The sequence below is a fragment of the Microbacterium meiriae genome, assembly GCF_040686935.1.
In the GTDB taxonomy this organism is placed as follows: domain Bacteria; phylum Actinomycetota; class Actinomycetes; order Actinomycetales; family Microbacteriaceae; genus Microbacterium; species Microbacterium meiriae.
Window position 1 is genome coordinate 172,749 of sequence record NZ_JBFBMF010000001.1, and the last position, 22,965, is coordinate 195,713.

A 22,965-nucleotide genomic window follows, 5' to 3' on the forward strand; every position below is an offset into this window, starting at 1 on the left:
GTGGCGTGTTCGGGCCTGGAGCTACCGTACCGCCGCATCGGGCACCTCCCGCAGAGCGAGCCATCGCGCACGGCGTTCCCGCTGAGCCACCGGGTCCGCGACGGGCGAGGCCAGTCGCAGGCGCTCGGCGTACGGGTGACGCGGCGTGCGGGTGACCTGCTCGCCGTCGCCGGTCTCCACGATCTCGCCCCGGTACATCACGGCGACCCGGTGACAGACCCGCCGGACGACGCCGAGGTCGTGCGAGACGAACAGGTAGGCCACGCCGGTGTCGCGCTGCAACTCGATGAAGAGGTCGAGGATGGTCGCCTGCGTGGTGAGGTCGAGCGCGCTGACCGGCTCGTCGCACACGATCAGCCGGGGTCCGCGGACCAGGGCGCGGGCGATCGCGATGCGCTGCCGCTGCCCGCCGGAGAACTCGCTCGGATACCGGTCCATGCTCGTGGAAGGCAGCCGCACGCGGTCGAGCATGTCGCGCACGCGCGTGTCCGCCGCCTTCGCTCCGATGCCCGTCGTCAGCAGCGGCTCGGCGAGGATGTCGCCGATGGTCAGTGCCGGGTTGAGGGAGCCGTACGGGTCCTGGAACACGACCTGCACGTCGTCAGCGAGTGCCCGTCGGGCCTTGCCGCCGAGGCCGCCGATATCCCGGCCGTCGAAGCGGATGCGGCCCGCGGTCACCGGGGCGAGGCCGAGGATGGCCTTGCCGAGGGTCGACTTGCCCGATCCGGACTCGCCGACCAGGCCGAGGCATTCACCGGGGGCGATGTCGAGGGAGACGCCGTGGAGCGCGCGGAAGGCGTGCCGACCCCGGCCGTACTCGACCACGAGGTCGTCGACCTGCAGCAGGGGGTTCACCGGAACGGCGTTCATGCGGGGACCTCCGTCCGGCGGCTGTCGAGCGCGGCGCGCCCTTCGGCTTCGTCGAGCGACGCGGCGATGAGCTCGCGCGTGTACTCCTGGGTGGGCGCGGCGAAGAGGTCGTCCACGGGCCCCGACTCCACGATGTCGCCGCCGCGCATGACGATCACGCGGTCGCAGATGTCGGCGACGACGCCGAAATTGTGCGTCACGATGAGCAGCGCCATCCCGTACTCGGCCTGCAGCTCCCGCAGCAGTTCGAGCACCTCGGCCTGCACGGTGACGTCGAGGGCGGTGGTGGGCTCGTCCGCGACGAGGAGCGACGGCCGACCGGCGATCGCGCCGGCGATGAGGACGCGCTGGGCCATGCCGCCGGACACCTGATGCGGATAGCTGCGCATCACGCGGTCGGGGTCGGACAGCCCGACCCGTAGGAGCACCTCCCGCGCCCGCTGCCGGGCGGCGGTCTTGCCGAGCCCGTGCGTGCGACGCAGCGGCTCGATGAGCTGATGCCCGATCGTGTACGAGGGGTCGAGGTTGCTCATCGGCTCCTGCGGCACATAGCCGATCGTGCGTCCGAGCAGGGCCTGGCGCTCCTTCAGCGTCGCGTGGGTGACCTCCGCGCCGCCGACCCAGATCGCGTCGGCGGTCGCCCGGCCGGTCGCGGGGAGCAGGTCGAGCACCGAGAACACGGTCTGCGACTTGCCCGACCCGGACTCGCCGACGATCCCGACGACCTCCCCTGGGGCGATGTCGAGCGTCACGCCGTGCACGACCTCGGTCTCCCCCGTCGGCGTCGCGTGGACGACGTGCAGGTTCTCGACGCGGAGGGCCGACGCCGGTGCCTCGTGGCGGACGCTGCCCGTGGCGGGAGCCGCGGCGACCTCGTCGCCGGTCTCGAGCACACCGCGCCGCCGCCGTCGGGCCGCTCGCGGCGTGCGCACCTGCACGAGCTCGGCGAGCGTGGAGCCCATGATCGCGAGGACGGCGATCGTGAGACCGAGCGCGGCGGAGGGCCACAGCAGCATCAGGGGGTAGGTGAGCATGAGCCGGAAGCCCTCGAGCATCATCGCGCCCCAGCTCGGCACGTTCGAGTCGCCGATGCCGAGGAACTGGAGCCCCGCCTGCATGCCCATCGCGATGCCCGCTGTGAGCGCGGTCTGGATGATCACCGGCGGGTAGACGGCGGTGATGACGTGCCGGAAGATGATGCGCGCGTCCGACAGGCCCGACACGCGGGCGGCATCGATGTACGCCTCGCCGCGGACGGCGAGCGTCTGCGACCGCGCGATGCGGAAGTACCCCGGCACCATGAAGACGCCGACGGTGACCATCAGCAGCTCGAAGTTGTTGCGGCTGCCGGCGGCGACCACGAGGAGGATGATCATCCCGGGGATCGACTGGAGGGCGTCGCTGATCCAGGTCGCGACCCGGTCGAAGACGCCGCCGAAGTACCCGGCTGCGACACCCGACGGGACCCCGATGACGAGCGCCGTGACGATCGTGATGAGTGCACCCCACAGTGTCGTCCTCGTCCCGTAGATGAGGCGGCTGAGGATGTCGCGGCCGGTGGAGTCGCCGCCGAGCAGGTGATCCGGCGAGGGCGGGGCCTTGGCTGCCGCGAGGTCGACGAGGTTCGGGTCCATCGGCGCGAGCAACGGTGCGAACACGCCGACGAGCACGATGAGCACGAAGATCGCGAGCGGGATGGAGCCGCCGGGGTGACGGAGGAAGCGTCGGAACAGGCTCGACCGGCGCTTCTGGGCGGCCCGGTCGAAGGCGACGCGGATGTCTGTCGTGGTCATGCGACGCGCACCTTCGGGTTGATCCAGCCGAGCACGAGGTCGAGCAGGAGGTTGATGAGGACGACGAAGACGATGGAGACCACCGTGATCCCGAGCAGCATCGGGATGTCGCCGTTCTGCGACGACTGGTTCGTGAGCTGCCCCAGACCGGGGAGGCTGAAGATCTGCTCCACCACGATCGCCCCGGAGAGCAGGCCCACGAACATCAGGGCGATCACCGTGAGCGCGGCGGGCGAGGCGTTGCGGAGGATGTGCAGGTTCACCCGGGCGGCGGACAGGCCGCGGCTGCGGAGGGTGCGCACCCAGTCCTGGCGGCTCTGGGCGATGACGGCGTTGCGCAGCTGCTCCGACACGGCGACGATGCCGCCCAGGGCGAGGGAGATCGCCGGCAGCGTGATCGAGCGCAGCCAGCCTTCGACGGACTGCGTCGGCGGGACGTAGCCCACGGCGGGGAACCACTTGAGCTGCACCGCCAGCCACATCACCAGGACCAGGCTCACCCAGAACCCGGGAAGTGCGAAGAGGACGACGGAGATCCCCTTGATGATGCGGTCGAACCAGGTGCCGGGGCGGAGTCCGGTGATCATGCCGAAGGCGACGCCGATGACCGCGGTGATGAGGGTCGCGAGGGTCACGACGGAGAGAGTGACGGGGACCTTCACTGCGAGCTGCGCGCCGACCGGCTGGAAGTTGCGCCACGAGACGCCGAAGTCGAGCAGGACCGCGTGGGAGAACCAGTCCCAGAACTGGACGATCAGGGGGCGGTCGAGTCCGATCTTCGCCGCCAGGGCCTGCTGCTGCGCGGGACTCGCGGTCGTGCCGAGGAGCGAGGCGGTCGGATCGCTGATCGCGAGGTGCGCGAGGAAGAACGTGCCGATCGAGACCGCGACGAGCAGGAGGATGCCGGACAGCACCCGCTTCGCCGTGAAGAGGAGCATGGGGGCCTCTCGAGGGTGAGGAGGAGGGAAGGGGTGCCGGGGCGGCCGCGTGGCGACCGCCCCGACGGGCGTTCAGCCCTGCGTGATGTACCGCAGCGTCGGGAACATCATCCCCACGACGGGCTGCAGCTGGATGCCGGGCGCCGTGTAGTAGATGTTGTTCGCCTGGTACCAGACCGACCACCAGGCCTGGTCGACGAGGGCCTCGTTGAGCTCCTTGATGGCGGCGGTCTGCGCGTCGCCGCGCTCCGTCTGCACCTTCTCGACGAGCGGGGCGATGACCTCGTTCTGCGCGTAGTCGGGCTCCGGGTTGAACCACTGCACGCTCGTCAGCTGCCGGGAGACGGTGGCCACGTCGTTGCCGTCCATCGCGAGGAAGGAGATGAACATCGGGTAGTTCGGGGCGTTGAGCTGATAGTCCGGCATCTGCATGTTGTCCCAGGTGACCGTGATGCCGAGCTCGTTGAGGGCCTGCTCTGCCGACGGCTTCCACATCTCGAAGATCGGGGACATCGGCATCGAGATGTCGAAGCCGTCCGGGTAGCCGGCGTCGGCCAGGAGCTCCTTCGCCTTATCCATGTTGAACGCGTAGGCATCGTTGAGCTCGGGGTCGTTGATGTCGCCGCCGTCCGGGAAGACCTGGTTGGTGGCCACGCCCGCACCGCTGCCGACCGCCGCGAGGACGGCCGCACCGTCGAACGCGTAGTTCAGCGCCTGGCGGACCTCGAGCGTGCCGAGGGGCTCGCTCTTCGCGCCGGTGTGGTCGGTGATGACGAGGCCCGCCCACCCGGAGACGCGCTGGGCGGTGTTCCAGCCCTGCTGCTCGGCCTGGTCGAGGTTGGCCACATCGCCGTACTGCACGTTGATCTGACCGCTGAGCATCGCGTTGTGCCGGGCGGTCGCGTCGGTGATCGGGTAGATCGCGAGTTCGGCGAACGGGTACGTCTTCGCGTCCCAGTGGTCCTCGGTCTTGGTGAAGTGGTACTCGGCGCCCGCGACGCTGGTGTCGCTGTCGAGCACATAGGGGCCGGAGCCGACCGGGTCGCTGCCCAGCGTGCCCGCCTCGATGGAGGCCGGGGGCATGACGTAGCTGCGGCCGAGGCCCATCAGGTAGAGGATCGTGTCGTCGCGCTGCGTGAGGGCGATGCGGACGGTGTCGTCGTCGACCTTCTCGAAGCCCTTCGCGTTGACGTAGGCCTCACCGGACCGGGCGCCGGCCTTGAGGTACTCGAGGCTCGCGACGACGGCGTCGGCGTCGACCGGGGTGCCGTCGCTGAACACGGCGTCGGTGCGGATATCGAGGTCGATGCTGAGGTCGTCGTCGGCCACGGTCCACTTCGTCGCGAGCGACGGGATCGGGGTGCCGTCGGCGTCGAGGGCGATCAGGGCGTCGTACACCGCGGACAGGTAGGGGCCGTCGAAGCCGATGTCGGCGAGGGACGGGTCCCACGAGGTGACGTCGAGGAAGTTGCCGATGTTGAGGGCGTCGGGGCCTTCGGCGCCGCCGCCCTCGGACGGCGAGGGCGTTCCGCCGCCGCTGCAGCCGGCGAGTGCGAGGGTCGCGGCGACGGCGGCGGCGACCGCGAGGGGCATTCGTTTCATGGTTCCTTCTCTCGGGTGCAGGGGGTGGTGAAGAAGGTTCGAAGAGCCGCTGACCGGAGACCGGGACCGACGCCACTTCGATGTGTCGTGCTGGTTAGTCTACATGCGTGGAAAAAGAGCGCAAGCGCGTTTCTTCCTCTGGCCGCGCGGACCGATGCCTCAGCGCGCACCCGCCTTGCTCCCCCGCGCACATCCCGCCCCGTCCCGTACCCCGCCCGCCCGCACCCCGCGGGTGCAGGTGCGGGTACCGGGATCAATAACGCACCCCTTTCCTCCCCGCGCGGCCCACTTCTGATCCCGCCACTGCGCCCACCCGTCCAGCCAGATCAGAAACGCCCCTCGGCGACGCCTCTTCGGCACCCTTTTTCATCCCGCACCGGGGTGAGCGACGGCGCGAACGGGCCACACTGCCACCCCCGAGGGCCACCGCACCCCTTCCCGGGATCAAGAACGCACCGCCCACCCGGGCCCCAGGAGCACTTCTGATCCGGAGCGTGCGCGGGGCACTTCCGATCTGGCGCGGAGGCGAGGAGCAGTTCCGATCTGCTGCGGACACGAGGAGCACTTCTGATCCGGAGGCTCCAGAGAGCGGTCCGGTCGCGCACGAGCGGCGCGCCCGGCGACCGCCACCAGAAGCGGGATCAGAATCGGCCGCACGCCCTCCTCACGCGGCGCGTTTTCGAATCGGCGCACAGAACGTCAGGCCCTGCGGGATCAGAAACGTGCCCGTGGGGCGCGCGCGAGGTGCGGAACTGATCCCGCGCCCGGAGCGGGACGCGGGGGCGGAGTGGGACGGGGGCCAAGCGAGTGCGGGATCAGGAACGTGCTTGTGGGGTGCGCGCGAGGTGCGGAAATGGTCCCGCACGCGGAGTGGGACGCGGGGGCGGAGTGGGAGGCGGGGGCCGAGCGAGGCGGGATCAGAAACGGGCCTGCGGGGCGTGCGCGAGGTGCGGAAGTGATCCCGGACGCTGGGAAGCGGGAGGGGGAAGCCTTGGGAGATACGGGGTCACCAGGTGCCGTCGGGGCGGACGGCGTGGTCGACGCGGCAGTCGGCGAGGGCGGCGCGGACCTCGGCGCCGTGGTCTCGGGCGAGGGCGAGGGCGGCGTGGTTGTCCTCGAGCTGCGCGACGCGGGAGGCACCGAAGAGTACGTTGGCCGTCGCGGGGTTCGCCAGACAGAAGGCGATGCCGAGGGCAGCCGGCGTCACCCCGAACTCCCCCGCGACCCGCGCGACCTCGGGGTACACGGCGAGGATCCGCTCGCGGATACCTCCGACATCGGCACCGATCTTGCGCTGAGGCATCCGCCCCGTGGCGAGGATTCCGCCCTCGAACACGTCGGAGGCCTGCAGCGCGAGGGTTCCGTCGGCGAACAGGGGCCCGTAGGCGTCGCCCTCCGCCATGGCCCGGCGCGCGATGCCGTACTTGAGCTGCGCGAACGCGGGGCCGACCACCCCCTGAGCGGTTGCCTCGGCGAGCGCCGCCCTGGTGTCCGCGATCCGCCAGTTGTTGATCCCCCACGAGTCGACCAGGTCGTCGGCGATGAGGGCGTTCACGTCGGCGACGAGTCGCGGCATGTCCGGGGCGTCGAGGTAGTCCCCCACCACGAGGGTGTCGAAGCGGTCGAGGCCGGCCCGCTCGAGCGACTCCTCGATCTGTGCCCGGAAGCCCTGGTGCGGCCAGTCCCAGAGCCAGATCTTGCCGCACAGCACGACCTGGGCACGGTCCACCCCGCTCACCCGGAAGGCCTCTCCGAAGAGGATGTCGGTCCGGGAGTTCTCGGCATGCGGCCCCATGTTGTAGTACGCGATGTCGAAGAATCCGGCATCGAGGTCGACCGCCCGCTGGATGAGCTGCACGGCATCGTCGAAGCCCGTGCGGTCCCAGGTGTTCCACGATCCGAGGGCGAGCGGCGGCACCGTCGCACCCCGAGGAGACAGCGGCTTGCGGGGGTATGTCACATCGGGCATGAGGGCTCCTTCGCCGTCTCGGGGCACGGGGTTGTGTTTTTCTATGTTTGTAGAATATAACGGAGGAATCCCATCGGAACACCGTCAGTGAGGACGACCATGACCGCTTCCCCGCGCCGCATCCTCGTCACCGGAGGAGCCTCCGGGCTCGGCCGCGGCATCGCCAGCGCCTTCCGCGCCGCCGGGGACGAGGTGTTCCTCGGCGATGTGAACCTCGAGGCCGCCCGGGCCGTCGCCGCCGAGATCGGCGCCACCGCCCTCCCCCTCGACATCGCCGACGAGGGCGCGGTCACCACCGCCGCCGCGCAGCTCGCGGACGCCGGCGGGCTCGACGTCCTCGTCAACAACGCCGGCGTCGTCGCCGGCGGAGGCACGCTCCAGGAGGTCGCGGTCGACGCGGTCGACGCGGCCCTGCGCGTCAATGTCCGCGGCACGTTCCTCATGCTGCGGGTCTTCGGCGGGCTGCTCGCGGCCGCCGGCCACGGGGCCATCGTCAACATCTCCTCCATCGGCGCCCGGCAGCCCACCCCGGGCCTCGGACACTACGAGGCCACGAAGGCCGCGGTCGACGCGCTCACCCGGACGGCCGCCATCGAGCTCGCCGGCTCCGGGGTGCGCGTCAACGCCGTCGCCCCCGGTCCCGTGCTCACGCCCCTGACCGCCGACTTCGCCTCGAACCCCGATGCCCGCGCCGCCTGGGAATCGCGCATCCCGCTCGGCACCATCGCCGAGGTCGACCAGGTCACCCCGCTCGTGCTCTTCCTCGCGAGCGATGCCGCCAGCCACATCACCGGGGTCTCGGTCCCCGTCGACGGCGGCCAGCTCCTGGTCTGACCCCCGTCCCCCTCCGTGCGGGATCGATTCCGCCCCTCCCTGGCACCGCGGAGGACCGTCTTCGATCCCGCCACCCGTCCCGCGACTGGAGAACCCATGACCCTCCCCACCACCACCCGCGCCGCGGTGCTCACCGCGCACGGCGAGCCGCTCACCCTGCAGGACCTCCCGCTGCCCACCGAGATCGAACCCGGCGCCGCCCTCGTCCGCATCGCCTGCACGACGCTGTGCGGCACGGACATCGAGATCTGGGAGGGGAAGATGTCGTTCCCCGGCATGCTGCCCATGGTCCTCGGTCACGAGATGGTCGGCGAGATCGTGGCCACCGGGCCGGACACCCGCGACGCGCTCGGCCGCCCGCTCTCCCCCGGCGACCGGATCGGCTGGTCGGAGTCCACCTGCGGCGAGTGCCACGGCTGCGTCGTGCTGCGCGAGCCGGTCGCGTGCTCCCGCCGCGGCTACGGCTTCCTCCAGCGCGCCGACGTTCCGCCGTTCGCGACGGCCGGGCTCTCCGAGTACGCGTACGTGACCCCGGGTGCCGCCACGCTCCTGCTCCCGGCGACCGTCAAAGACACCTGGGCCTCCATGGCGGGCTGCGCCGCGAAGACCGTCCTCCGCGCGTTCGAGCGGGCCGGCCGGATCCGTCCCGGCTCCCGCGTGGTGGTGCAGGGATCCGGCGCCCTCGGCATCTTCGCCACCGCAGTCGCGAGGATCGCGGGTGCGGGGCAGGTCATCACCGTCGGCGCCCCCGCGGCTCGTCTGGAGCTCGCCGCCCGCTTCGGTGCCGACGCCGTCGTCGACTTCCGCGACGGGCCCGTCGTCGACCAGGTCCTGGCGCTCACCGGAGGCGAGGGGGCGGACCACGTGTTCGACTTCGCCGGAGCCCCGAGCGTCGGCCCGGACGCCGTCGGCATGGCCGCCCAACGCGGCACCGTGGCGATCGTGGGCTCGACCGGTCCGGCCGGAGACGGCTTCGCCCTCAGCACGATCATGGGCAAGGAGCTCACGGTCGTCGGCTCGCTCAACGGCGACATCTCCGACTACGCCCGTGCGATCGACTTCTTCACGGCGTTCGCCGACCGCTTCCCCTGGGATGACCTGTTCAGCGCCCCGGTCGGCCTCGCCGACGCCTCCGCGAAGATCGCCCACATGCACCACCTCGATGAGGTCAAGGCCGTCATCGACCCGAGCCTCTGAGGAGCACCATGACCACTCCCCTCCCCCTCCGCGAGATCGGCCGCAGCGGCCTGCACGCCTCCCTGTTCTCCCTCGGCTCCTGGCACACCTACGACCGCATGGACTTCGCCGACGCGGTGGCGCTCCTCCGCGAGGCCACCGACCGCGGCGTGAACCTCTTCGACGTGGGCGTGTACTCCGCACCCGGCGCCCCGCCCGTCTTCACCGACGTGATCTTCTCGGCGATGGTGCACGCGGCCGGGCTGCGCCGAGAGGAGTGGCTGCTGTCCTCGAAGCTCTGGCTCGAGGCCTTCGGCGCCGACGGCTTCCGTCCACAGCTCGAGAACGCGCTGATGCGGGTGGGAGTCGAGCACGCCGACCTCGTGATCCTCGGCGACCTCCGCCGCGACGACCTCGAGCTGCGCGATCTCGTGCTCGACCTCGCCGCGCTCGCCGACGCCGGCCTCATCCGCGCGTGGGGCGTGAACAACTGGTCGGCGGCGAGCATCCAGACCCTGATCGACCTCGCCGCCGCGGAAGGCGTGCCCGGTCCGCAGATCGCGCAGCTCAAGTACAGCGTCTCGCGGCGGTCGATCCCGGACGGCGAGCCCTTCGCGCGCCTCTGGGAGCAGGGCCTCACGCTGCAGGCCTCGGACTGCCTGGAGGGCGGGATCCTCGCCGGGAAGGTGAACGGCGACCGGCAGATCGGGCGCGACCCCGGCGGCATCCGCGAACGGATCATCGCCGACGTCCCCGCGTTCACGGCGGTCGCGGAGGATCTCGACGTGACGCCGGCCCAGCTCGGCATCGCCTTCACCCTCACCCACCCCGTCCTGACGACGACGCTGTTCGGCGCCTCCCGCGTCGCGCAGCTGCGGGCGAACCTCGACGCGGCCGCCCTCGTCGACCGCGTCGGCGCCGCCGAGCTGCGCCGTCTCGTCGAGCCCTTCTGGGCCGACCGCGGGGTCGTCGACCCCGAAGGCCCCTGACGCCGTCCCACCCGAGGAGAACCATGACCATCCCCGTCCCCTTCGATCCCGACGTGCAGGCCGTGCTCGACGAGATCGCGAAGAACCCGCAGCCCGCCCTCACCCGCGAGACCCTGCCGCGCGACGGCGTCGACCGGATGTTCCCGGACAACGACGCCGTGATCGCCGGCCGGGACATCACATGGGAGGACCGCGTCATCCCCGGCCCGCCCGGAGCACCGGACATCGAGGTCACGATCTTCCGCCCCGCCGGCTCGGAGACCTCGACGCTCCCCGGCTTCGTGAACATCCACGGCGGCGGCATGATCGTCGGCCACCGCTCCTGGGAGACGGCTCGAGTCGTCGACATCGTCGCGGAGCACGGCGTCGTGGCCGTGAACGTCGAGTACCGCCTCGCCCCGGAGGACCCGTACCCCGCGGGCGTGGAGGACTGCTACGCGGCCTTCGTGTGGACGCACACCCACGCCACGGAGCTCGGCATCGACCCCGCGCGCATCGTCGTGGGCGGCGGCAGCGCAGGCGGGGGCCTCACCGCGGCCGTCGCCCTGCTGGCGCGTGATCGGCGGGGCCCCGTCATGGCCGGGCAGTTGCTGCTGTGTCCCATGATCGACAACACCAACACCACGGTGGCCAGTCGGCAGTACGACGGCATCGGCACCTGGCAGCGCGACATGAACCTCCTCGCCTGGTCGTGCGTCCTCGGCGAGGAGCTCGCGTTCAGCGCCGAAGCCCCCGCCTACGCCGCTCCGAGCCGCGCGACGGACGTCTCCGGCCTCCCGCCCGCCTACATCGAGGTCGGAGAGGCGGAGATGTTCCGCGACGAGGACACCGAGTACGCCCTCCGGATCTGGGAGACGGGCGGTCAGGCCGAACTGCACGTCTGGGGCGGCGGTGCCCACGGCTTCGACATGTACATGCCGGACGCCGAGATCACCCGCGCCGCCCTCGCCGCGCGCGCCTCCTGGCTGCGACGGATCTGGCGGACCGCCGCATGAGCACGCCGGAGCCGGTGCCCTACGACCCGGAGCTCGTCGCCGGACTCGACGCCTTCGTCGACCTCGTCGAGGTCATCCCGCTGCGCGCGGACACCATCCACGCCAACCGCGATCACTTCGCCACGATCATCCCGCCGATGGCCGTGCAGGCCGCCGGCCGTGCCGTCGCGTGGGAGGACCGGGTGATCCCCGGCCCCGTCGGGGCTCCGGACCTCGAGATCACCATCGTGCGCCCGGCGCAGGCGCCCGCAGACCCGGCACCGGCGGTGCTGTCGATCCACGGCGGCGGCATGGTGCTCGGCACGCGCTTCTTCGGCACCGCCGAGCTCATCGACCTCGCCGAGCGGCACGGTGTCGTCGGCGTCGCGGTCGAGTACCGTCTCGCCCCGGAGCACCCCGGACCGGCGCAGGCGGAGGACTGCTACGCGGCACTGGAGTGGATGGTCGCCCACGCCGACGAGCTCGGCATCGACACCTCCCGCATCATCGCGTCCGGGCAGAGCGCCGGCGGCGGACTCTCGGCGGCGGTCGCGCTGCTCTCCCGCGACCGCGGCGGGCCCCGGCTGGCCGGGCAGCTCCTCGGCTGCCCGATGCTCGACGATCGCAACGACACCCCGTCGAGCCGCCAGTACGACGGCTTCGGCGCCTGGGACCGGAACAACAACGACACCGCGTGGGACGCGATCGCCGGGGCGGACCGGTTCACCGATCGCGTGTCGCCGTACACGGCGCCGGCCCGGGCCACGGATCTGTCGGGACTCGCTCCGGCGTTCATCGAGGTGGGCGCCGCCGAGACCTTCCGCGACGAGGCCGTCGCCTACGCGTCGCGGATCTGGGCCACGGGCGGCCAGGCCGAACTGCACGTCTGGGCGGGCGGCTACCACGGCTTCTCCGGGTTCTCCCCCGAGGCCGAGGTCTCGCAGGCCGCGGTGGCCGCGCGGGAGAGCTGGCTGCGCCGCGTGCTGCGCCTGGGCGGATGAGCCTCCCGGCGCGCGGTGAGCCCGCGCGGATGGGCACGCTGCGGGCGATGCTGGTGCTCGGCATGCTGGAAGCCTTCGGTCCGCTGTCGATGGACCTCTACCTGCCCCAGCTCCCCCAGCTCGCGGCGTCGCTCGGCACGACCGAGGCCCTGGCGCAGGTGACCATGTCGGCGTGCATGATCGGCCTCGGCCTGGGGCAGCTCGTGGCCGGTCCCCTCAGCGACCGGCTGGGTAGACGTCTGCCGCTGCTGGTCGGCGTCGCGGCGTTCGCGGTGCTCTCCGCGGTGTGCGCGGTCGCCCCGACCATCGAGCTGCTGCTCGTCGCCCGCTTCCTGCAGGGGCTGGCGGGATCGGCAGGCATCGTGATCTGCCTGGCGATCGCCCGCGACCAGTTCGAGGGCATCGAGCTCTCCCGCATGCTCTCGCTGCTGTTCCTCGTCTCGGGCACCGCGCCGATCATCGCGCCGGTGGTGGGCGGCCAGCTCGCCCGCATCATGGACTGGCGCGGGATCTTTGGGGTGCTCAGCGGGATCGGCGTCATCCTGCTGCTCGTGGTCGTCTTCCTCCTGCCGGAGACGCTGCGACCGGAGGCGCGCCACGGCGGAGGCCTCCGCGTGCTGCGGGCGCATGCCGGCGCCGTGCTGGGCGACCGGCTCTTCGCCGCGGTCCTGTGCGCCTCCGCCGGTGCGGGCGTGGCGTTCTTCACCTATCTCTCGATGTCGTCCTTCGTCCTGCAGGACGAGTTCGGCCTCAGCCCGCAGAGCTTCAGTCTCGCCTTCGCCGCCGGCGCCCTCGCGAGCATCGTCGGCAGCCAGTCGAGCCGCCTGGTCGTGCGCCGCTTCGGCCCCCTCCGCGTCTACCTCGGCGGGGTCACGGCGACGCTCGTCGCGACCACGACCTTCCTCGTCCTGGCACTGAGCGGGACGGGGGTGGCGGGCGTGGTGGCGGCACTCGTCGGGTTCATGCTGTGCGCGGGCCTCGGCGGCCCGAACGGCCAGACACTCGCCCTCGCGCATCACGGCGCCAGGGCGGGGACGGCGTCCGCGCTGCTCGGCATGTCGTCGTTCCTGTTCGGCCCGGTGCTCGCCCCGGTCGCCGCCGGGATCGTGGGCACGAACGCCGTCACGATGGCGGTCACCATGACCCTGGCCGCCGCCGTCGCGGCGATCGCGGCCTGGGCCTTCGTCCGCCCCGCGGCGCGGGAGTGAGAGCCTCGCACCGGACGGTCAGCCCGCGATGCTCATCGCGACGACCCCGATCGCCATCGCCCAGGATTCCACCGCGAGCAGCCGGGCGGCGCGGCCCCGATGCGACGTCGTCCGCCACCCTGCGGCGATCGTCCAGGCGACGACGCTGAGAGTGCCGAGGAGGACGAGCGCGCCGAGCGCGCCGCCGAGTCCATGACCCCCGTGCCCCGCGGACGCCACCACGCCTTGACCGACCGATCCCGCCGCGCCGTGGAAGGCGCAGATCGCCATCACGAGCGATCCGAGAGCGCGGTGACAGCAGGGGGCCGCGGACGTCGCCCCGCGGACGCCCATCGTGCCGATCATGCCGGACACGAGCAGCAGGGCACCGATCAGCAGGGCACCCAGCGGCCCGGTCCCGCCCGTCGCCATCAGCAGCATCCCCGCCGCCATCACCACCGCGGCCTGGCGTCCCTGCCACGGCACAGCCCGCCGCGCAGCGAGGCAGGCGCCGGCCGACACGAGCGCCGCCGCCGCCATCAGCCACGATGCTGCCGGGAGCAGGAGGTCCACAGCCGAAGTATATTGATCGTTCGCTCAAAAAAGCGAGACCCCTCGTCATACGACACAATGAGCACGTGCCCCGCATCGTCGACCATGATGAGCGTCGCCGTCAGATCGCCGACGCGCTGCTCGTCGTCGCCGCCAGAGACGGTCATGAGAGCGTGTCCTCGCGGGCGGTGGCGAAGGAGCTCGGCGTCGCGACCGGTTCGCTGTGGCACTACTTCGACGGCTTCGACGACGTCGTCCGGGCCGCCGCGGCCGAGGTCACCCGCCGCACCGACGCGCGCATCGCCGCGGCGACGGGCGGACTCCGCGGCCTGGCGCGCCTGCGGGCCCTGATGGGCGAGGTGCTCCCCGTCGACGAGCGCACTCGCACCGAGGCGCACGTCGTCGTCGGCTTCTGGGGGCGCCTGGCCACCCTCGCCCCGACTCCTGACGCCGGAGCGCCGACCCTCGCGACGTGGCAGGGCAGCGTCCGCGAGGCACTGGAGGAGGCGGTGAGCGACCGAGAGCTGCGCCCGGACACCCCCACCGGCGACCTCCTCGCCCTCCTGCGCTCGATCACGTACGGCCAGCAGGTCGTCGAGGTCACCGAGCCGCAGACGGCGGCGGCGCACTTCGCGGTCCTCGACAGCATCCTCGCCCCCTGGCGTCGCTGACCTCGACCCCGCTGGTGCGCCCCTGTTGTGCGCTCGCGCGCGCCGTCGTATCATCGTGCCAACCCGTTTCTTGAGCACTTGCTCGAAAATAGTGAGGTCAACGATGTCCCCGCACTCCCCCCAGCCCGTCTCCCTCGAGCCGATCGCCGTCCCGCACCCGCTCGACCCGCTCACCGGTGCCGAGATCGCCGCCGCCCGCGCGGTGCTCGACGCGGCCGGCCTGCTGACGGCGACCACCCGCGTGCCGATGCTGCTCCCCGACGAAGCCACGAAGGAGGAGCTCGCGGCTTGGCGCCCCGGCTCCGCCATCGACCGCCGTGTCGACGTGACGCTGCTCGACACCGCCACCGGCGTCGCGACCGAGGTGATCGTCTCGATCACCCGTGGCGAGGTCGTGCGGCAGGAGCGAGTGCCGAACGACGCCCCGCCGTACGGCCAGCCGCAGTACCTGTTCGAGGAGTACGAGCGGGCAGAGGCCATCGCCAAGGCGTCCCCGGACTGGCAGGCGGCCATGCGGCGGCGGGGCCTGGCGGACCACATGGACCTCGCCTTCTGCTCCCCCCTGGCCCCGGGCTACACCGGCCGGGCCGACGAGGTGGGCCGCCGCGTGATCCGGTCCCTCACCTTCCTCCGATACGACGAGCAGGATTCCCCGTGGGCCCACCCCGTCGAGGGGCTGATCGTGCACATCGACCTCACCACGGACAGCGTGATCCGCGTCGAGGACGAGGGCGACGTGCCGGTGCCCGCCGGGCACGGCAACTACTACCCGGAAGTGCAGGGCGCGGCACGGACGACGCTGCGGCCCATCGAGATCACCCAGCCGGACGGGCCGAGCTTCGCCGTGTCCGGATCGCTCGTCGAGTGGGAAGGCTGGTCCATGCGCGTGGGCTTCAACGCCCGCGAAGGCCTCGTCCTGCACGACGTGTCGTTCCAGGGGCGCTCCGTGCTGCACCGGGCGAGCGTGCCCGAGATGGTAGTGCCGTACGGCGACACCGCCCCCGGGCGCTTCTGGATCAGCTACTTCGACGCGGGCGAGTACCTCCTCGGCAAGAACGCCAACCACCTGGAGCTCGGCTGCGACTGCCTGGGCGTGATCCGGTATCTCGACGGCTACGTCGCCGACGACCACGGCCACCCGGTGCGCATCCCGAACGTGATCTGCATGCACGAGGAGGACTTCGGCATCCTCTGGAAGCACACCGACCTCTCGGGACGGTCCGACGTGCGGCGCTCACGGCGCTTCGTGGTCTCGTACTTCTCCACGATCGGCAACTACGACTACGGCTTCTACTGGAACTTCGGACTGGACGGCTCCATCGAGGTCGTCGCCAAGGCCACGGGCATCGTGTTCGCCGGCGCCGGGGAGCCGGGCGTCCGTCAGAAGCACGCCACCGAGCTCGCCCCCGGCGTCTTCGCCCCGGTCCACCAGCATCTGTTCTGCGCGCGGCTCGACGTGGCTATCGACGGCCAGGACAACCGGCTCGTGGAGGTGGACGCGCAGCGGGTGCCGATGGGGCCGGACAACCCGTTCGGCAACGCGTTCACCTGGTCGGAGACGGTGCTCGAGACCGAGCACGCCGCCCAGCGTGAGGCCGACTCCTCCGCCGCCCGCGTGTGGGAGGTGCAGAGCGCCTCGCGGACGAACCACGTCGGCCGCCCGACCGCCTACCACCTCGTCCCGGAGCCGACCGCCCTGCTGATGGCCGACCCCGCCTCCTCCGTCGCCGCGCGCGCGGCCTTCGCCACGAAGCACCTCTGGGCGACCCGGTACGAGCACGGGCAGATCTGGCCGGCCGGGCGCTACCCCAACGCGCACCAGGGCGGCGCCGGCCTCCCGGAGTACACGGCCGACGACCGCCGGATCGACGGCGAGGACATGGTGCTGTGGCACACCTTCGGCCTCACGCACTTCCCGCGCCCGGAGGACTGGCCGATCATGCCCGTGGACTACGCGGGATTCTGGTTCAAGCCCTACGGCTTCCTCGACCAGAACCCCGCCATGGACGTGCCGGAGTCCTCGCAGGCGCACGGCGGCGCGACGGCGACGGACTCCTGCTGCGGCGGCGACTCCTGCGCCTGCGGTCACTGAGCGCTCCCGGGGCCGCTCCGCCGCGCGATCAGTAGCGGGCGGAGAAGGCCCCGTCGGCGTGGAGGAGCTGACCGGAGATCCAGCGCCCCTCGTCCGAGACGAGGAACGAGACGACGGCGGCGATGTCACCCGGGGTGCCGAGGCGCCCGAGCGGTGTCATCCCGGCGAGGCCGACGCGGGTCTCCTCGTCCATCCATCCGGTGTCGATGGGGCCGGGGTTCAGGACGTTGGCGGAGATGCCGCGCGGACCGAGCTCCCGCGCGGCCGAGATGACGAGCCGGTCCAGCGCCCCCTTGGAGGCCCCGTAGGGCAGGTTCCCGGTCACGTGATCGCTCGTGAGTGCCACGATCGCGCCGCCCTCCTCGGCCTGCCGGGCGAAGGCCGCGATGAGGAGCAGGCTCGCCCGCGCGTTCACGGCGACGTGCCGGTCGAAGCTCTCAGCCGTCGTGTCCAGCACGCCGGACTCGACGTCGTGCGCGTGGCTGAGGACGAGCGCGGAGATCGGGCCGTGCGCCTCCGCGACCTCGGCGATCAGGCGCTCCGGCCCGTCGGCGGTGGAGAGGTCGGCGGGGTGATCGGCGTCGTCGAGGTCGCTGGTGACGACGGTCCAGCCGTCGGCACGGAGCCGCGGGACGATACCCGCGGCGATGCTGTTCGCGCGCGCGGCGCCGGTGACGAGAGCGAGGGGCATGCCCTCACGCTAGCGGGCGGGCCGTCGCGGGTGCGAAAAGGTGCCCCGATCGCTCCCGTCAGGCGCGTTTCTCATCCCTACCGAGGGGAGAGCGGGTCAGGCGAGGGCGGCGATCGCGTCGCGGAGGATGCCGTCGGCCGCGGCCAGCGCCTCAGCGGCGGCCTCGGCGGAGGCGCCCGTCGCGAGCAGGAGCAGCGCGAGCTTGACGGAACCGTCCGCGGCCTGCAGCGCGGCGGACGCGGCGTCGACGTCCACACCCGCGAGCTGCGACACCGTGCGGATCGAGCGCGCGTGCAGCTTCTCGTTCGTGGCCAGCAGGTCGACCATGACCCCGCGGTACGTCTTGCCGAGCTTGATCATCGAGAGCGTCGTCAGCATGTTCACGACGAGCTTCTGGGCCGTGCCGGACTTCAGCCGCGTGGAGCCCGAGATGAACTCCGGCCCCGTGACGACCTCGATCGCGATGTCGGCCTCCGCGCCGATCGCCGACCCCGCGTTCGAGGCGATCGCCACCGTGAGGGCGCCGAGGCCCCGGGCGTACCGCAGCCCGCCGATGACGTAGGGCGTACGGCCGGATGCCGAGATGCCCACCACCGTGTCCCGCTCGGTGAGGTTGAGGTCGCGCAGGGCGAGGGCCGCGGCCTCATCATCGTCCTCCGCGTTCTCCACCGCCGAGCGGATGGCCGTCTCCCCGCCGGCGATGAGTCCGACCACCATCGACGGGTCGGTGCCGAAGGTGGGCGGGCACTCGCTCGCGTCGAGCACGCCGATGCGACCTGCCGTGCCCGCACCGATGTAGATGAGGCGACCGCCGCGTCGGAAGCGCTCCGTGATGCCGTCCACCGCCGCCGCGATCTCCGCCGTGCGACCCGCCACGGCCTCGGGCACCCGACGGTCCTCGGCGTTCATGCGCTCGACGAGCTCAGTGGTGCTCAGCAGGTCGAGATCGCCCCGCTCGGTGGACGAGGCCTCGGTGTCCAGGCCCGCGAGCTCGGCGAGAAGGGTGGTCAGACGGGGGTCATTCGGCACGGTGCACGAACCTTTCATGGGGGAGGTCGAGGCGACGGGTCAGCAGCAGGGCCCCGTCCATGGCGCCGCCTCGCGCGGGGACGACCCGACGGCCGCTCCCGTCGAGCGCGCGTGCGAGGGCGGCGCGGAATCCGTCGTGGTCGGTGAGGCCGCCGTGCAGTGCGACGTCCGCGGTCGGCCCGGCGGCCGCAGCGGTCGTCGCAGCGAGGAGCCGGACGGCCTCCTCGACGATCCCGCGGGCGACGGGGTCGTCGTCTGCGGCGGCGGCGAGCACGAGGGGCGCGAGGGTCGCGAGGCGGCGGGCGAGAGCTCCGTCGGCGGCGAGCCAGGCCTGCACGGCCGAGGGCGGGCCGACGGGGGCGGCGAGCGCCGTGGTGAGAGCGGTGGGCGCGGCCAGCCCGTCGTGGGCACGGAGCACGGCGCGCAACGCCTCGCGGCCGAGCCAGGATCCGCTGCCGAAGTCGCCCAGCTCGGGACCCCAGCCGTCGACCAGACGCGCACCGGAAGGGTCGACGCCCAGCGCCACGGCTCCGGTGCCGGCGATGAGCAGCACGCCGGCCGCGCCGTCGAGAGCGCCCGCATGGGCGGTGACCACGTCCGACGCCACGGCCACGCGCGCTCCGGTCCGTGCGGCGAGCGCGGCGGCGAGTTCCGCGGCCGCCTCCGGGGCGAACCAGGCGCCGGCCGCCCCCACGCCGAGCGTGTCGATGCGCTCGACACCGTCGAGCAGCGGGAGAATCGCGGTGAGCGCCGCCTCCACTCCGCCCGCCGCGGCGAGGCCCGGCGCTCCGATCCCGGAGCGCTCCCCGGCCGTCGCGCCGTGCACGACGAGGCGGCAGCGGGACTTGCCGAGGTCGACGGTGGCGGTCGTCTCGCTCATCGGCACTCCTCGGATCCGGCGGAAAGAAAGAAAAGCGACTACACAACACATAGACTCGCTGAAAAGAATTTACCATCCCGTTCCGCCGTTCCGGAGGATACCGTGAGCATCCAGTCCACGATCGAGGCCGCCGCTGCGACCCTGCCCCCGTCGCTGGCGCGCGTCGCGGCCGCCGTGCGGGAGAATCCGAGCCTCGTGATCGACAAGACGATCAGCGAGCTCGCCGAGGAGTGCCGCACCTCGGTCGCCTCCGTCGTGCGGTTCTGCCGCGCGATCGGCTTCACCGGATACGCGCCGCTGCGGATGGCCCTGGCCACCGAGCTCGGCAAGGAGGCCGCGCAGTTCTCCGCCCGCGGCGCCTACGGCTCGGAGATCTCCGACGAGGACTCTCTGGAGGAGGCGGTCTCCAAGCTCGCGGCCCTGGAGCTCCTCGCCATCGAGGAGACCGTCGGCCAGCTCGACTTCGCTGTGCTGACCGCAGCCGTCGCTGCTATCGACGGCGCCGACCGGATCCTCCTCTACGGCATCGGCGCCAGTCAGTTCGTCGCGGAGGACCTCGCGCACAAGCTGCTCCGCGTCGGCCGCAACGCCCACGTCCTCTCGGACCCCCACGAGGCGATCGCCGCCGCCGTGCTCCCCGTGGGCACGACCGTCGCGATCGGGTTCTCGCACGCCGGGTCGACGATCGAGACGGTGCGGTTCCTCGAAGCCACCGTCGCCAACGGTGCGACGACCGTCGCCGTCACCTCCGTGAAGGACTCCCCTCTCGCCCAGGTCGCCGACCACGCCCTGTTCACCGAGGTGCGCGAGTCGACCTTCCGTGCCGGGGCGATGGTGAGCCGGATCGCGCAGCTCGCCCTCGTGGACTGCCTGTTCATCGGCGTCGCCAAGCGGCGGTACGCCGAGACCGTCGACGCCCTGCAGCGCACGCGTCAGGCGACGCGCCTCCTCCGCGACTGACGTCGGCGCCGAGCCCTCGTCCCGTCAGCGGATCACGGCATCGGGAGCGGTCAGGGCGTCGGCCCGCGGCGCGTGACCGCCCATCGTCCCCGCCGTGCGCAGGAACACGATGATCCAGCTGAAGATCAGCACGGCCGCGATGAGCTCGACCGCCGTGAGGTTGTAGTAGCCGACAGCGAAGAACGCCCCGAGCAGCACGATGACCAGCACGTACGTCCACCCGAGGCCGACGAAGACGCGCGGGATGCTGCGCACGAACCACGGCAGGCCGACGACGACCACCGCGAACACCACCACCATGCCCGTCGCGACGGTGTTGTGCAGGCCGAAGAACTCGTCGACGGGGAAGATCCCGACGCACGCGAGGAAGATGCCCATCAGGATGAGCCCGCCGCGCACGATGGTCCGGCCACGACGGTCGACCGGATCGTCGACGGGCAGCCCCGCCGTCGCATAGCGCGAGATGGTCGTCACCATGATCCCCGCGATGATGAGGGTCACGTTGAAGGCCACCGAGGCGCTGTTGCTGCTCATGCCCAGCGCCGACAGGTTGTCGCGCCACCAGTGCACGTCGCTCGATGCCAGCATCGCCGCGAACGCCCCGACGACGAGGAACACCGCCAGGACCAGCGACAGCACGGTCGGCGTCAGAGCGACGGCGCTGAGGAAGGCGACGTAGCCCGTGAGCGCGAACGCCACGGCGACCAGGATCGCGCCGGGGAACGCGAAGACGGGGGCGTCCACGAAGCTCTGCTCCAGCAGCTGCGCGATCCCCAACCAGCCGAGGTAGGCGATCGCGGCGTGCGCGAAGGCGATGGCGGCGAGGTCGTACCAGCGCAGGCGGTCGCCGGGTACCGCGAATCCGTCCCTGGCGCGGGTGGGGTCGGGCTCCGGAACCCGCACAGCGAGCCGCCCCAGGGCGAAGGCGAGCGCCGCCGCGATCGCGCCGCCGTAGGCCGCGAACATACCGATCGAGCCGGTGCCGCTGATCGAGAGCTCCCGCCCCCAGAACACCGGCAACGCCACGAGGAACCCGACGAGGAGGAACGCCGCACCGACGATCAGCGCCGTCGCCTCGAACACCGCGTCGGAGGTGGCGGGTCCGCGCACCTGGCGGAGCACCTGCCGGATCCGCTGCGTCACCGTCGACATCATCCCGCCGTTCACGGACCACATCCTAGACGGCACCCCCGCAGGATCGTCGCCGGTGGTAGCATCACGGAACGGATCGTATACAACGTCGTCGTTCCCACCAGCCCGAGGTGATCAGTCATGAACGGTGCCCTCACCACCCCCGCCGAATCGGTGTCCACGCTCGTCGCGCGCAACATCAGCGAGTTCCGCGCCGCCGTCTCCGAGTCGTTCGTCCCGCTGCAGGTGTCCACCGCGGGCGCCGACCAGTTCCGCGGCGTGATCCGCGGCGCCGCCGTCGACGAGGTGCACGTCAACGACATCCGCGCGACCTCGCACGTCGTCGAGCGCACCACCGAGCTCATCGCCCGCGGGGACCGCTCGTACTTCAAGGTGAGCCTGATGCTCGCCGGGACGGGCCTGCTCATCCAGGACGACCGCGAGGCCGTGCTGCAGCCCGGCGACCTCGCCGTCTACGACACCGATCGGCCGTACTCCCTCGTCTTCGACCAGGACTTCCGCACCATGGTCGTCATGTTCCCGAAGCACCTGATCAGCCTCCCGCCGGACATGATCGGGCAGCTCACGGCCGTCCGCATCTCGGGTCAGGAAGGGCTCGGCGGCATGGTCGTGCCGTACCTGACGCAGCTCGCCGGCAACCTCGACGAACTCGCCGGCACGACGGGAGCCCGGCTCGCGCACAGCGCCCTCGACCTCGTGACCACCGTCTTCACGCGGGAGCTCGGTCTCGACCAGGTCTCCGCCGACCCGCACCGTGCCCTCATGCAGCGGATCCGCTCGCACATCGACCGCAACCTCGCCTCCACGGACCTCGGACCGGCCTCCATCGCCGCCGCGCACTTCATCTCCACCCGCCACCTGCACGGACTGTTCCAGGAGCAGGGGGTGACCGTGTCGACGTGGATCCGCACCCGCCGCCTCGAGCAGTGCCGCCGCGACCTCCTCGACCCGATGCTCGCCGACCGCCCCGTCGCCGCCATCGCCGCCCGCTGGGGCTTCGTCGACGCGGCGCATTTCAGCCGCGCGTTCAAGACCGCCTTCGGCGTCTCCCCCAGCGAGTACCGCGCCACCCACTGACCCTGTTGTTCCCGTTCTCCCCGTCGCGCGCGGGATCAAAACCGCCCCGCCAGCGCTCGCCTCGCGCACGTCCCTGATCCCGCGCCTCCACCCCAGCCCCGCGTGCGGGATCAAGAACGCACCCCACTCCCGTCGGGCAGGGGCACTTTCGATCCCGCACCGACGAGCGGCACGCCGTGCGCGGGAGACACGACTCCCGCGCGCCAGAGGACACGACTCCAGCGTGCGGGATCAGGAACACGCCCCATACGCGTCCGGCAGGGGCGTTTTCCGTCCCGCGCCGGGGTGGCCGCAGGCGGGACGCCCGTGCGGGATCAGGAAGGCACCCCACTCGCGTCCGGCAGGGGCGGTTTTGATCCCGCACGGAGGCCAGGGGCGGATCCAGGTGACGGAACCGGGGGACGGAACCGGTACGGGGCCCCGCGGGGACGGGGCTTGCCCGGGAGGGCACGCCGGTTGACTCTCGGTGCGGGATGGACTCCGCGCGCTTGAGGGCTCCCCCGGGCCGGCCGGAGCATGAGGCAAGCG

20 protein-coding genes are annotated in these 22,965 nt (G+C 71.9%); 10 read left to right on the plus strand and 10 right to left on the minus strand.

Features of this window, described 5'->3' with window-relative positions; translation table 11 throughout:
- Window positions 1–21 precede the first annotated feature (21 nt).
- The 5 genes from AB0P08_RS00830 to AB0P08_RS00850 form a co-directional block, all read right to left on the minus strand.
- Window positions 22–870 (minus strand): ATP-binding cassette domain-containing protein, encoded by an 849-nt coding sequence (locus AB0P08_RS00830; protein WP_363587514.1) that lies wholly within the window; start codon window positions 868–870, stop codon window positions 22–24.
- Window positions 867–2,663 (minus strand): dipeptide/oligopeptide/nickel ABC transporter permease/ATP-binding protein, encoded by a 1,797-nt coding sequence (locus AB0P08_RS00835; RefSeq protein WP_363587516.1) that lies wholly within the window; start codon window positions 2,661–2,663, stop codon window positions 867–869. Before AB0P08_RS00835 ends, AB0P08_RS00830 begins: the two co-directional genes overlap by 4 nt.
- Window positions 2,660–3,601, minus strand: a complete 942-nt coding sequence (locus tag AB0P08_RS00840) for an ABC transporter permease (RefSeq protein WP_187663545.1) — start codon at window positions 3,599–3,601, stop codon at window positions 2,660–2,662. Before AB0P08_RS00840 ends, AB0P08_RS00835 begins: the two co-directional genes overlap by 4 nt.
- Before the next feature lie 72 nt (window positions 3,602–3,673).
- Window positions 3,674–5,203, minus strand: a complete 1,530-nt coding sequence (locus AB0P08_RS00845; protein ID WP_363587518.1) for an ABC transporter substrate-binding protein — start codon at window positions 5,201–5,203, stop codon at window positions 3,674–3,676.
- Between the two features lie 1,006 nt (window positions 5,204–6,209).
- Window positions 6,210–7,172, minus strand: a complete 963-nt coding sequence (locus AB0P08_RS00850) for an aldo/keto reductase (RefSeq protein WP_363587520.1) — start codon at window positions 7,170–7,172, stop codon at window positions 6,210–6,212.
- 99 nt (window positions 7,173–7,271) lie between these two features.
- On the opposite strand from AB0P08_RS00850, the gene AB0P08_RS00855 reads away from it, so the two are divergent.
- The 6 genes from AB0P08_RS00855 (at window position 7,272) to AB0P08_RS00880 (ending at window position 13,354) form a co-directional block, all read left to right on the plus strand.
- Entirely contained in the window at window positions 7,272–8,006 is a 735-nt protein-coding gene (locus AB0P08_RS00855; RefSeq protein ID WP_363587522.1) for an SDR family NAD(P)-dependent oxidoreductase, read from the plus strand.
- 96 nt (window positions 8,007–8,102) lie between these two features.
- Window positions 8,103–9,203, plus strand: coding sequence for a zinc-binding dehydrogenase (locus AB0P08_RS00860; RefSeq protein ID WP_315637484.1), 1,101 nt, complete (start codon window positions 8,103–8,105; stop codon window positions 9,201–9,203).
- A gap of 8 nt (window positions 9,204–9,211) precedes the next feature.
- Window positions 9,212–10,171 carry an aldo/keto reductase gene (locus AB0P08_RS00865; RefSeq protein ID WP_363587524.1) on the plus strand — a complete coding sequence of 320 codons (960 nt, stop codon included), beginning with the start codon at window positions 9,212–9,214 and terminating at the stop codon, window positions 10,169–10,171.
- A gap of 23 nt (window positions 10,172–10,194) precedes the next feature.
- Window positions 10,195–11,166 carry an alpha/beta hydrolase gene (locus AB0P08_RS00870; protein ID WP_363587526.1) on the plus strand — a complete coding sequence of 324 codons (972 nt, stop codon included), beginning with the start codon at window positions 10,195–10,197 and terminating at the stop codon, window positions 11,164–11,166.
- Window positions 11,163–12,146 carry an alpha/beta hydrolase gene (locus tag AB0P08_RS00875; protein ID WP_363587528.1) on the plus strand — a complete coding sequence of 328 codons (984 nt, stop codon included), beginning with the start codon at window positions 11,163–11,165 and terminating at the stop codon, window positions 12,144–12,146. Before AB0P08_RS00870 ends, AB0P08_RS00875 begins: the two co-directional genes overlap by 4 nt.
- Window positions 12,143–13,354 carry a multidrug effflux MFS transporter gene (locus AB0P08_RS00880; protein ID WP_363587530.1) on the plus strand — a complete coding sequence of 404 codons (1,212 nt, stop codon included), beginning with the start codon at window positions 12,143–12,145 and terminating at the stop codon, window positions 13,352–13,354. The genes AB0P08_RS00875 and AB0P08_RS00880 overlap by 4 nt, the downstream gene beginning before the upstream one ends.
- Before the next feature lie 18 nt (window positions 13,355–13,372).
- On the opposite strand, the gene AB0P08_RS00885 is transcribed toward AB0P08_RS00880, so the two are convergent.
- Window positions 13,373–13,906, minus strand: coding sequence for a hypothetical protein (locus tag AB0P08_RS00885; protein WP_363587532.1), 534 nt, complete (start codon window positions 13,904–13,906; stop codon window positions 13,373–13,375).
- 65 nt (window positions 13,907–13,971) lie between these two features.
- Between AB0P08_RS00885 and AB0P08_RS00890 the strand changes: the two genes are divergently transcribed.
- The gene (locus tag AB0P08_RS00890; protein ID WP_363587534.1) at window positions 13,972–14,556 is read left to right on the plus strand and encodes a TetR/AcrR family transcriptional regulator; all 585 of its coding nucleotides are present in this window, start codon (window positions 13,972–13,974) and stop codon (window positions 14,554–14,556) included.
- Between the two features lie 103 nt (window positions 14,557–14,659).
- Window positions 14,660–16,648: a primary-amine oxidase gene (locus tag AB0P08_RS00895; RefSeq protein WP_363587536.1), complete on the plus strand. Its 1,989-nt coding sequence runs from the start codon at window positions 14,660–14,662 to the stop codon at window positions 16,646–16,648.
- 28 nt (window positions 16,649–16,676) lie between these two features.
- Here AB0P08_RS00895 and AB0P08_RS00900 read toward each other — a convergent pair whose 3' ends face one another.
- The 3 genes from AB0P08_RS00900 to AB0P08_RS00910 all read right to left on the minus strand — a co-directional run bounded on the left by AB0P08_RS00900 (window position 16,677) and on the right by AB0P08_RS00910 (window position 19,248).
- Window positions 16,677–17,339 carry an SDR family oxidoreductase gene (locus AB0P08_RS00900; RefSeq protein WP_363587538.1) on the minus strand — a complete coding sequence of 221 codons (663 nt, stop codon included), beginning with the start codon at window positions 17,337–17,339 and terminating at the stop codon, window positions 16,677–16,679.
- Between the two features lie 96 nt (window positions 17,340–17,435).
- A complete protein-coding gene (gene murQ / locus AB0P08_RS00905) occupies window positions 17,436–18,368 on the minus strand; it encodes an N-acetylmuramic acid 6-phosphate etherase (RefSeq protein WP_363587540.1) in 933 nt (310 codons plus the stop codon).
- The gene (locus AB0P08_RS00910) at window positions 18,358–19,248 is read right to left on the minus strand and encodes an N-acetylglucosamine kinase (RefSeq protein ID WP_363587542.1); all 891 of its coding nucleotides are present in this window, start codon (window positions 19,246–19,248) and stop codon (window positions 18,358–18,360) included. Before AB0P08_RS00910 ends, murQ begins: the two co-directional genes overlap by 11 nt.
- 102 nt (window positions 19,249–19,350) lie before the next feature.
- On the opposite strand from AB0P08_RS00910, the gene AB0P08_RS00915 reads away from it, so the two are divergent.
- Window positions 19,351–20,208: a MurR/RpiR family transcriptional regulator gene (locus AB0P08_RS00915; protein WP_363587544.1), complete on the plus strand. Its 858-nt coding sequence runs from the start codon at window positions 19,351–19,353 to the stop codon at window positions 20,206–20,208.
- 24 nt (window positions 20,209–20,232) lie between these two features.
- Here AB0P08_RS00915 and AB0P08_RS00920 read toward each other — a convergent pair whose 3' ends face one another.
- Window positions 20,233–21,375 (minus strand): DUF998 domain-containing protein, encoded by a 1,143-nt coding sequence (locus AB0P08_RS00920; protein WP_363587546.1) that lies wholly within the window; start codon window positions 21,373–21,375, stop codon window positions 20,233–20,235.
- Window positions 21,376–21,480: 105 nt separating this feature from the next.
- Between AB0P08_RS00920 and AB0P08_RS00925 the strand changes: the two genes are divergently transcribed.
- Window positions 21,481–22,437 carry an AraC-like ligand-binding domain-containing protein gene (locus AB0P08_RS00925; protein WP_187663531.1) on the plus strand — a complete coding sequence of 319 codons (957 nt, stop codon included), beginning with the start codon at window positions 21,481–21,483 and terminating at the stop codon, window positions 22,435–22,437.
- Window positions 22,438–22,965: the final 528 nt, after the last annotated feature.

Coding starts and splice junctions, on each gene's coding strand:
- AB0P08_RS00830 (WP_363587514.1), bottom strand. CDS start 870: ATGAACGCCGTTCCGGTGAACCCCCTGCTGCAGGTCGACGACCTCGTG.
- AB0P08_RS00835 (WP_363587516.1), bottom strand. CDS start 2,663: ATGACCACGACAGACATCCGCGTCGCCTTCGACCGGGCCGCCCAGAAG.
- AB0P08_RS00840 (WP_187663545.1), bottom strand. CDS start 3,601: ATGCTCCTCTTCACGGCGAAGCGGGTGCTGTCCGGCATCCTCCTGCTC.
- AB0P08_RS00845 (WP_363587518.1), bottom strand. CDS start 5,203: ATGAAACGAATGCCCCTCGCGGTCGCCGCCGCCGTCGCCGCGACCCTC.
- AB0P08_RS00850 (WP_363587520.1), bottom strand. CDS start 7,172: ATGCCCGATGTGACATACCCCCGCAAGCCGCTGTCTCCTCGGGGTGCG.
- AB0P08_RS00855 (WP_363587522.1), top strand. CDS start 7,272: ATGACCGCTTCCCCGCGCCGCATCCTCGTCACCGGAGGAGCCTCCGGG.
- AB0P08_RS00860 (WP_315637484.1), top strand. CDS start 8,103: ATGACCCTCCCCACCACCACCCGCGCCGCGGTGCTCACCGCGCACGGC.
- AB0P08_RS00865 (WP_363587524.1), top strand. CDS start 9,212: ATGACCACTCCCCTCCCCCTCCGCGAGATCGGCCGCAGCGGCCTGCAC.
- AB0P08_RS00870 (WP_363587526.1), top strand. CDS start 10,195: ATGACCATCCCCGTCCCCTTCGATCCCGACGTGCAGGCCGTGCTCGAC.
- AB0P08_RS00875 (WP_363587528.1), top strand. CDS start 11,163: ATGAGCACGCCGGAGCCGGTGCCCTACGACCCGGAGCTCGTCGCCGGA.
- AB0P08_RS00880 (WP_363587530.1), top strand. CDS start 12,143: ATGAGCCTCCCGGCGCGCGGTGAGCCCGCGCGGATGGGCACGCTGCGG.
- AB0P08_RS00895 (WP_363587536.1), top strand. CDS start 14,660: ATGTCCCCGCACTCCCCCCAGCCCGTCTCCCTCGAGCCGATCGCCGTC.
- AB0P08_RS00900 (WP_363587538.1), bottom strand. CDS start 17,339: ATGCCCCTCGCTCTCGTCACCGGCGCCGCGCGCGCGAACAGCATCGCC.
- AB0P08_RS00910 (WP_363587542.1), bottom strand. CDS start 19,248: ATGAGCGAGACGACCGCCACCGTCGACCTCGGCAAGTCCCGCTGCCGC.
- AB0P08_RS00925 (WP_187663531.1), top strand. CDS start 21,481: ATGAACGGTGCCCTCACCACCCCCGCCGAATCGGTGTCCACGCTCGTC.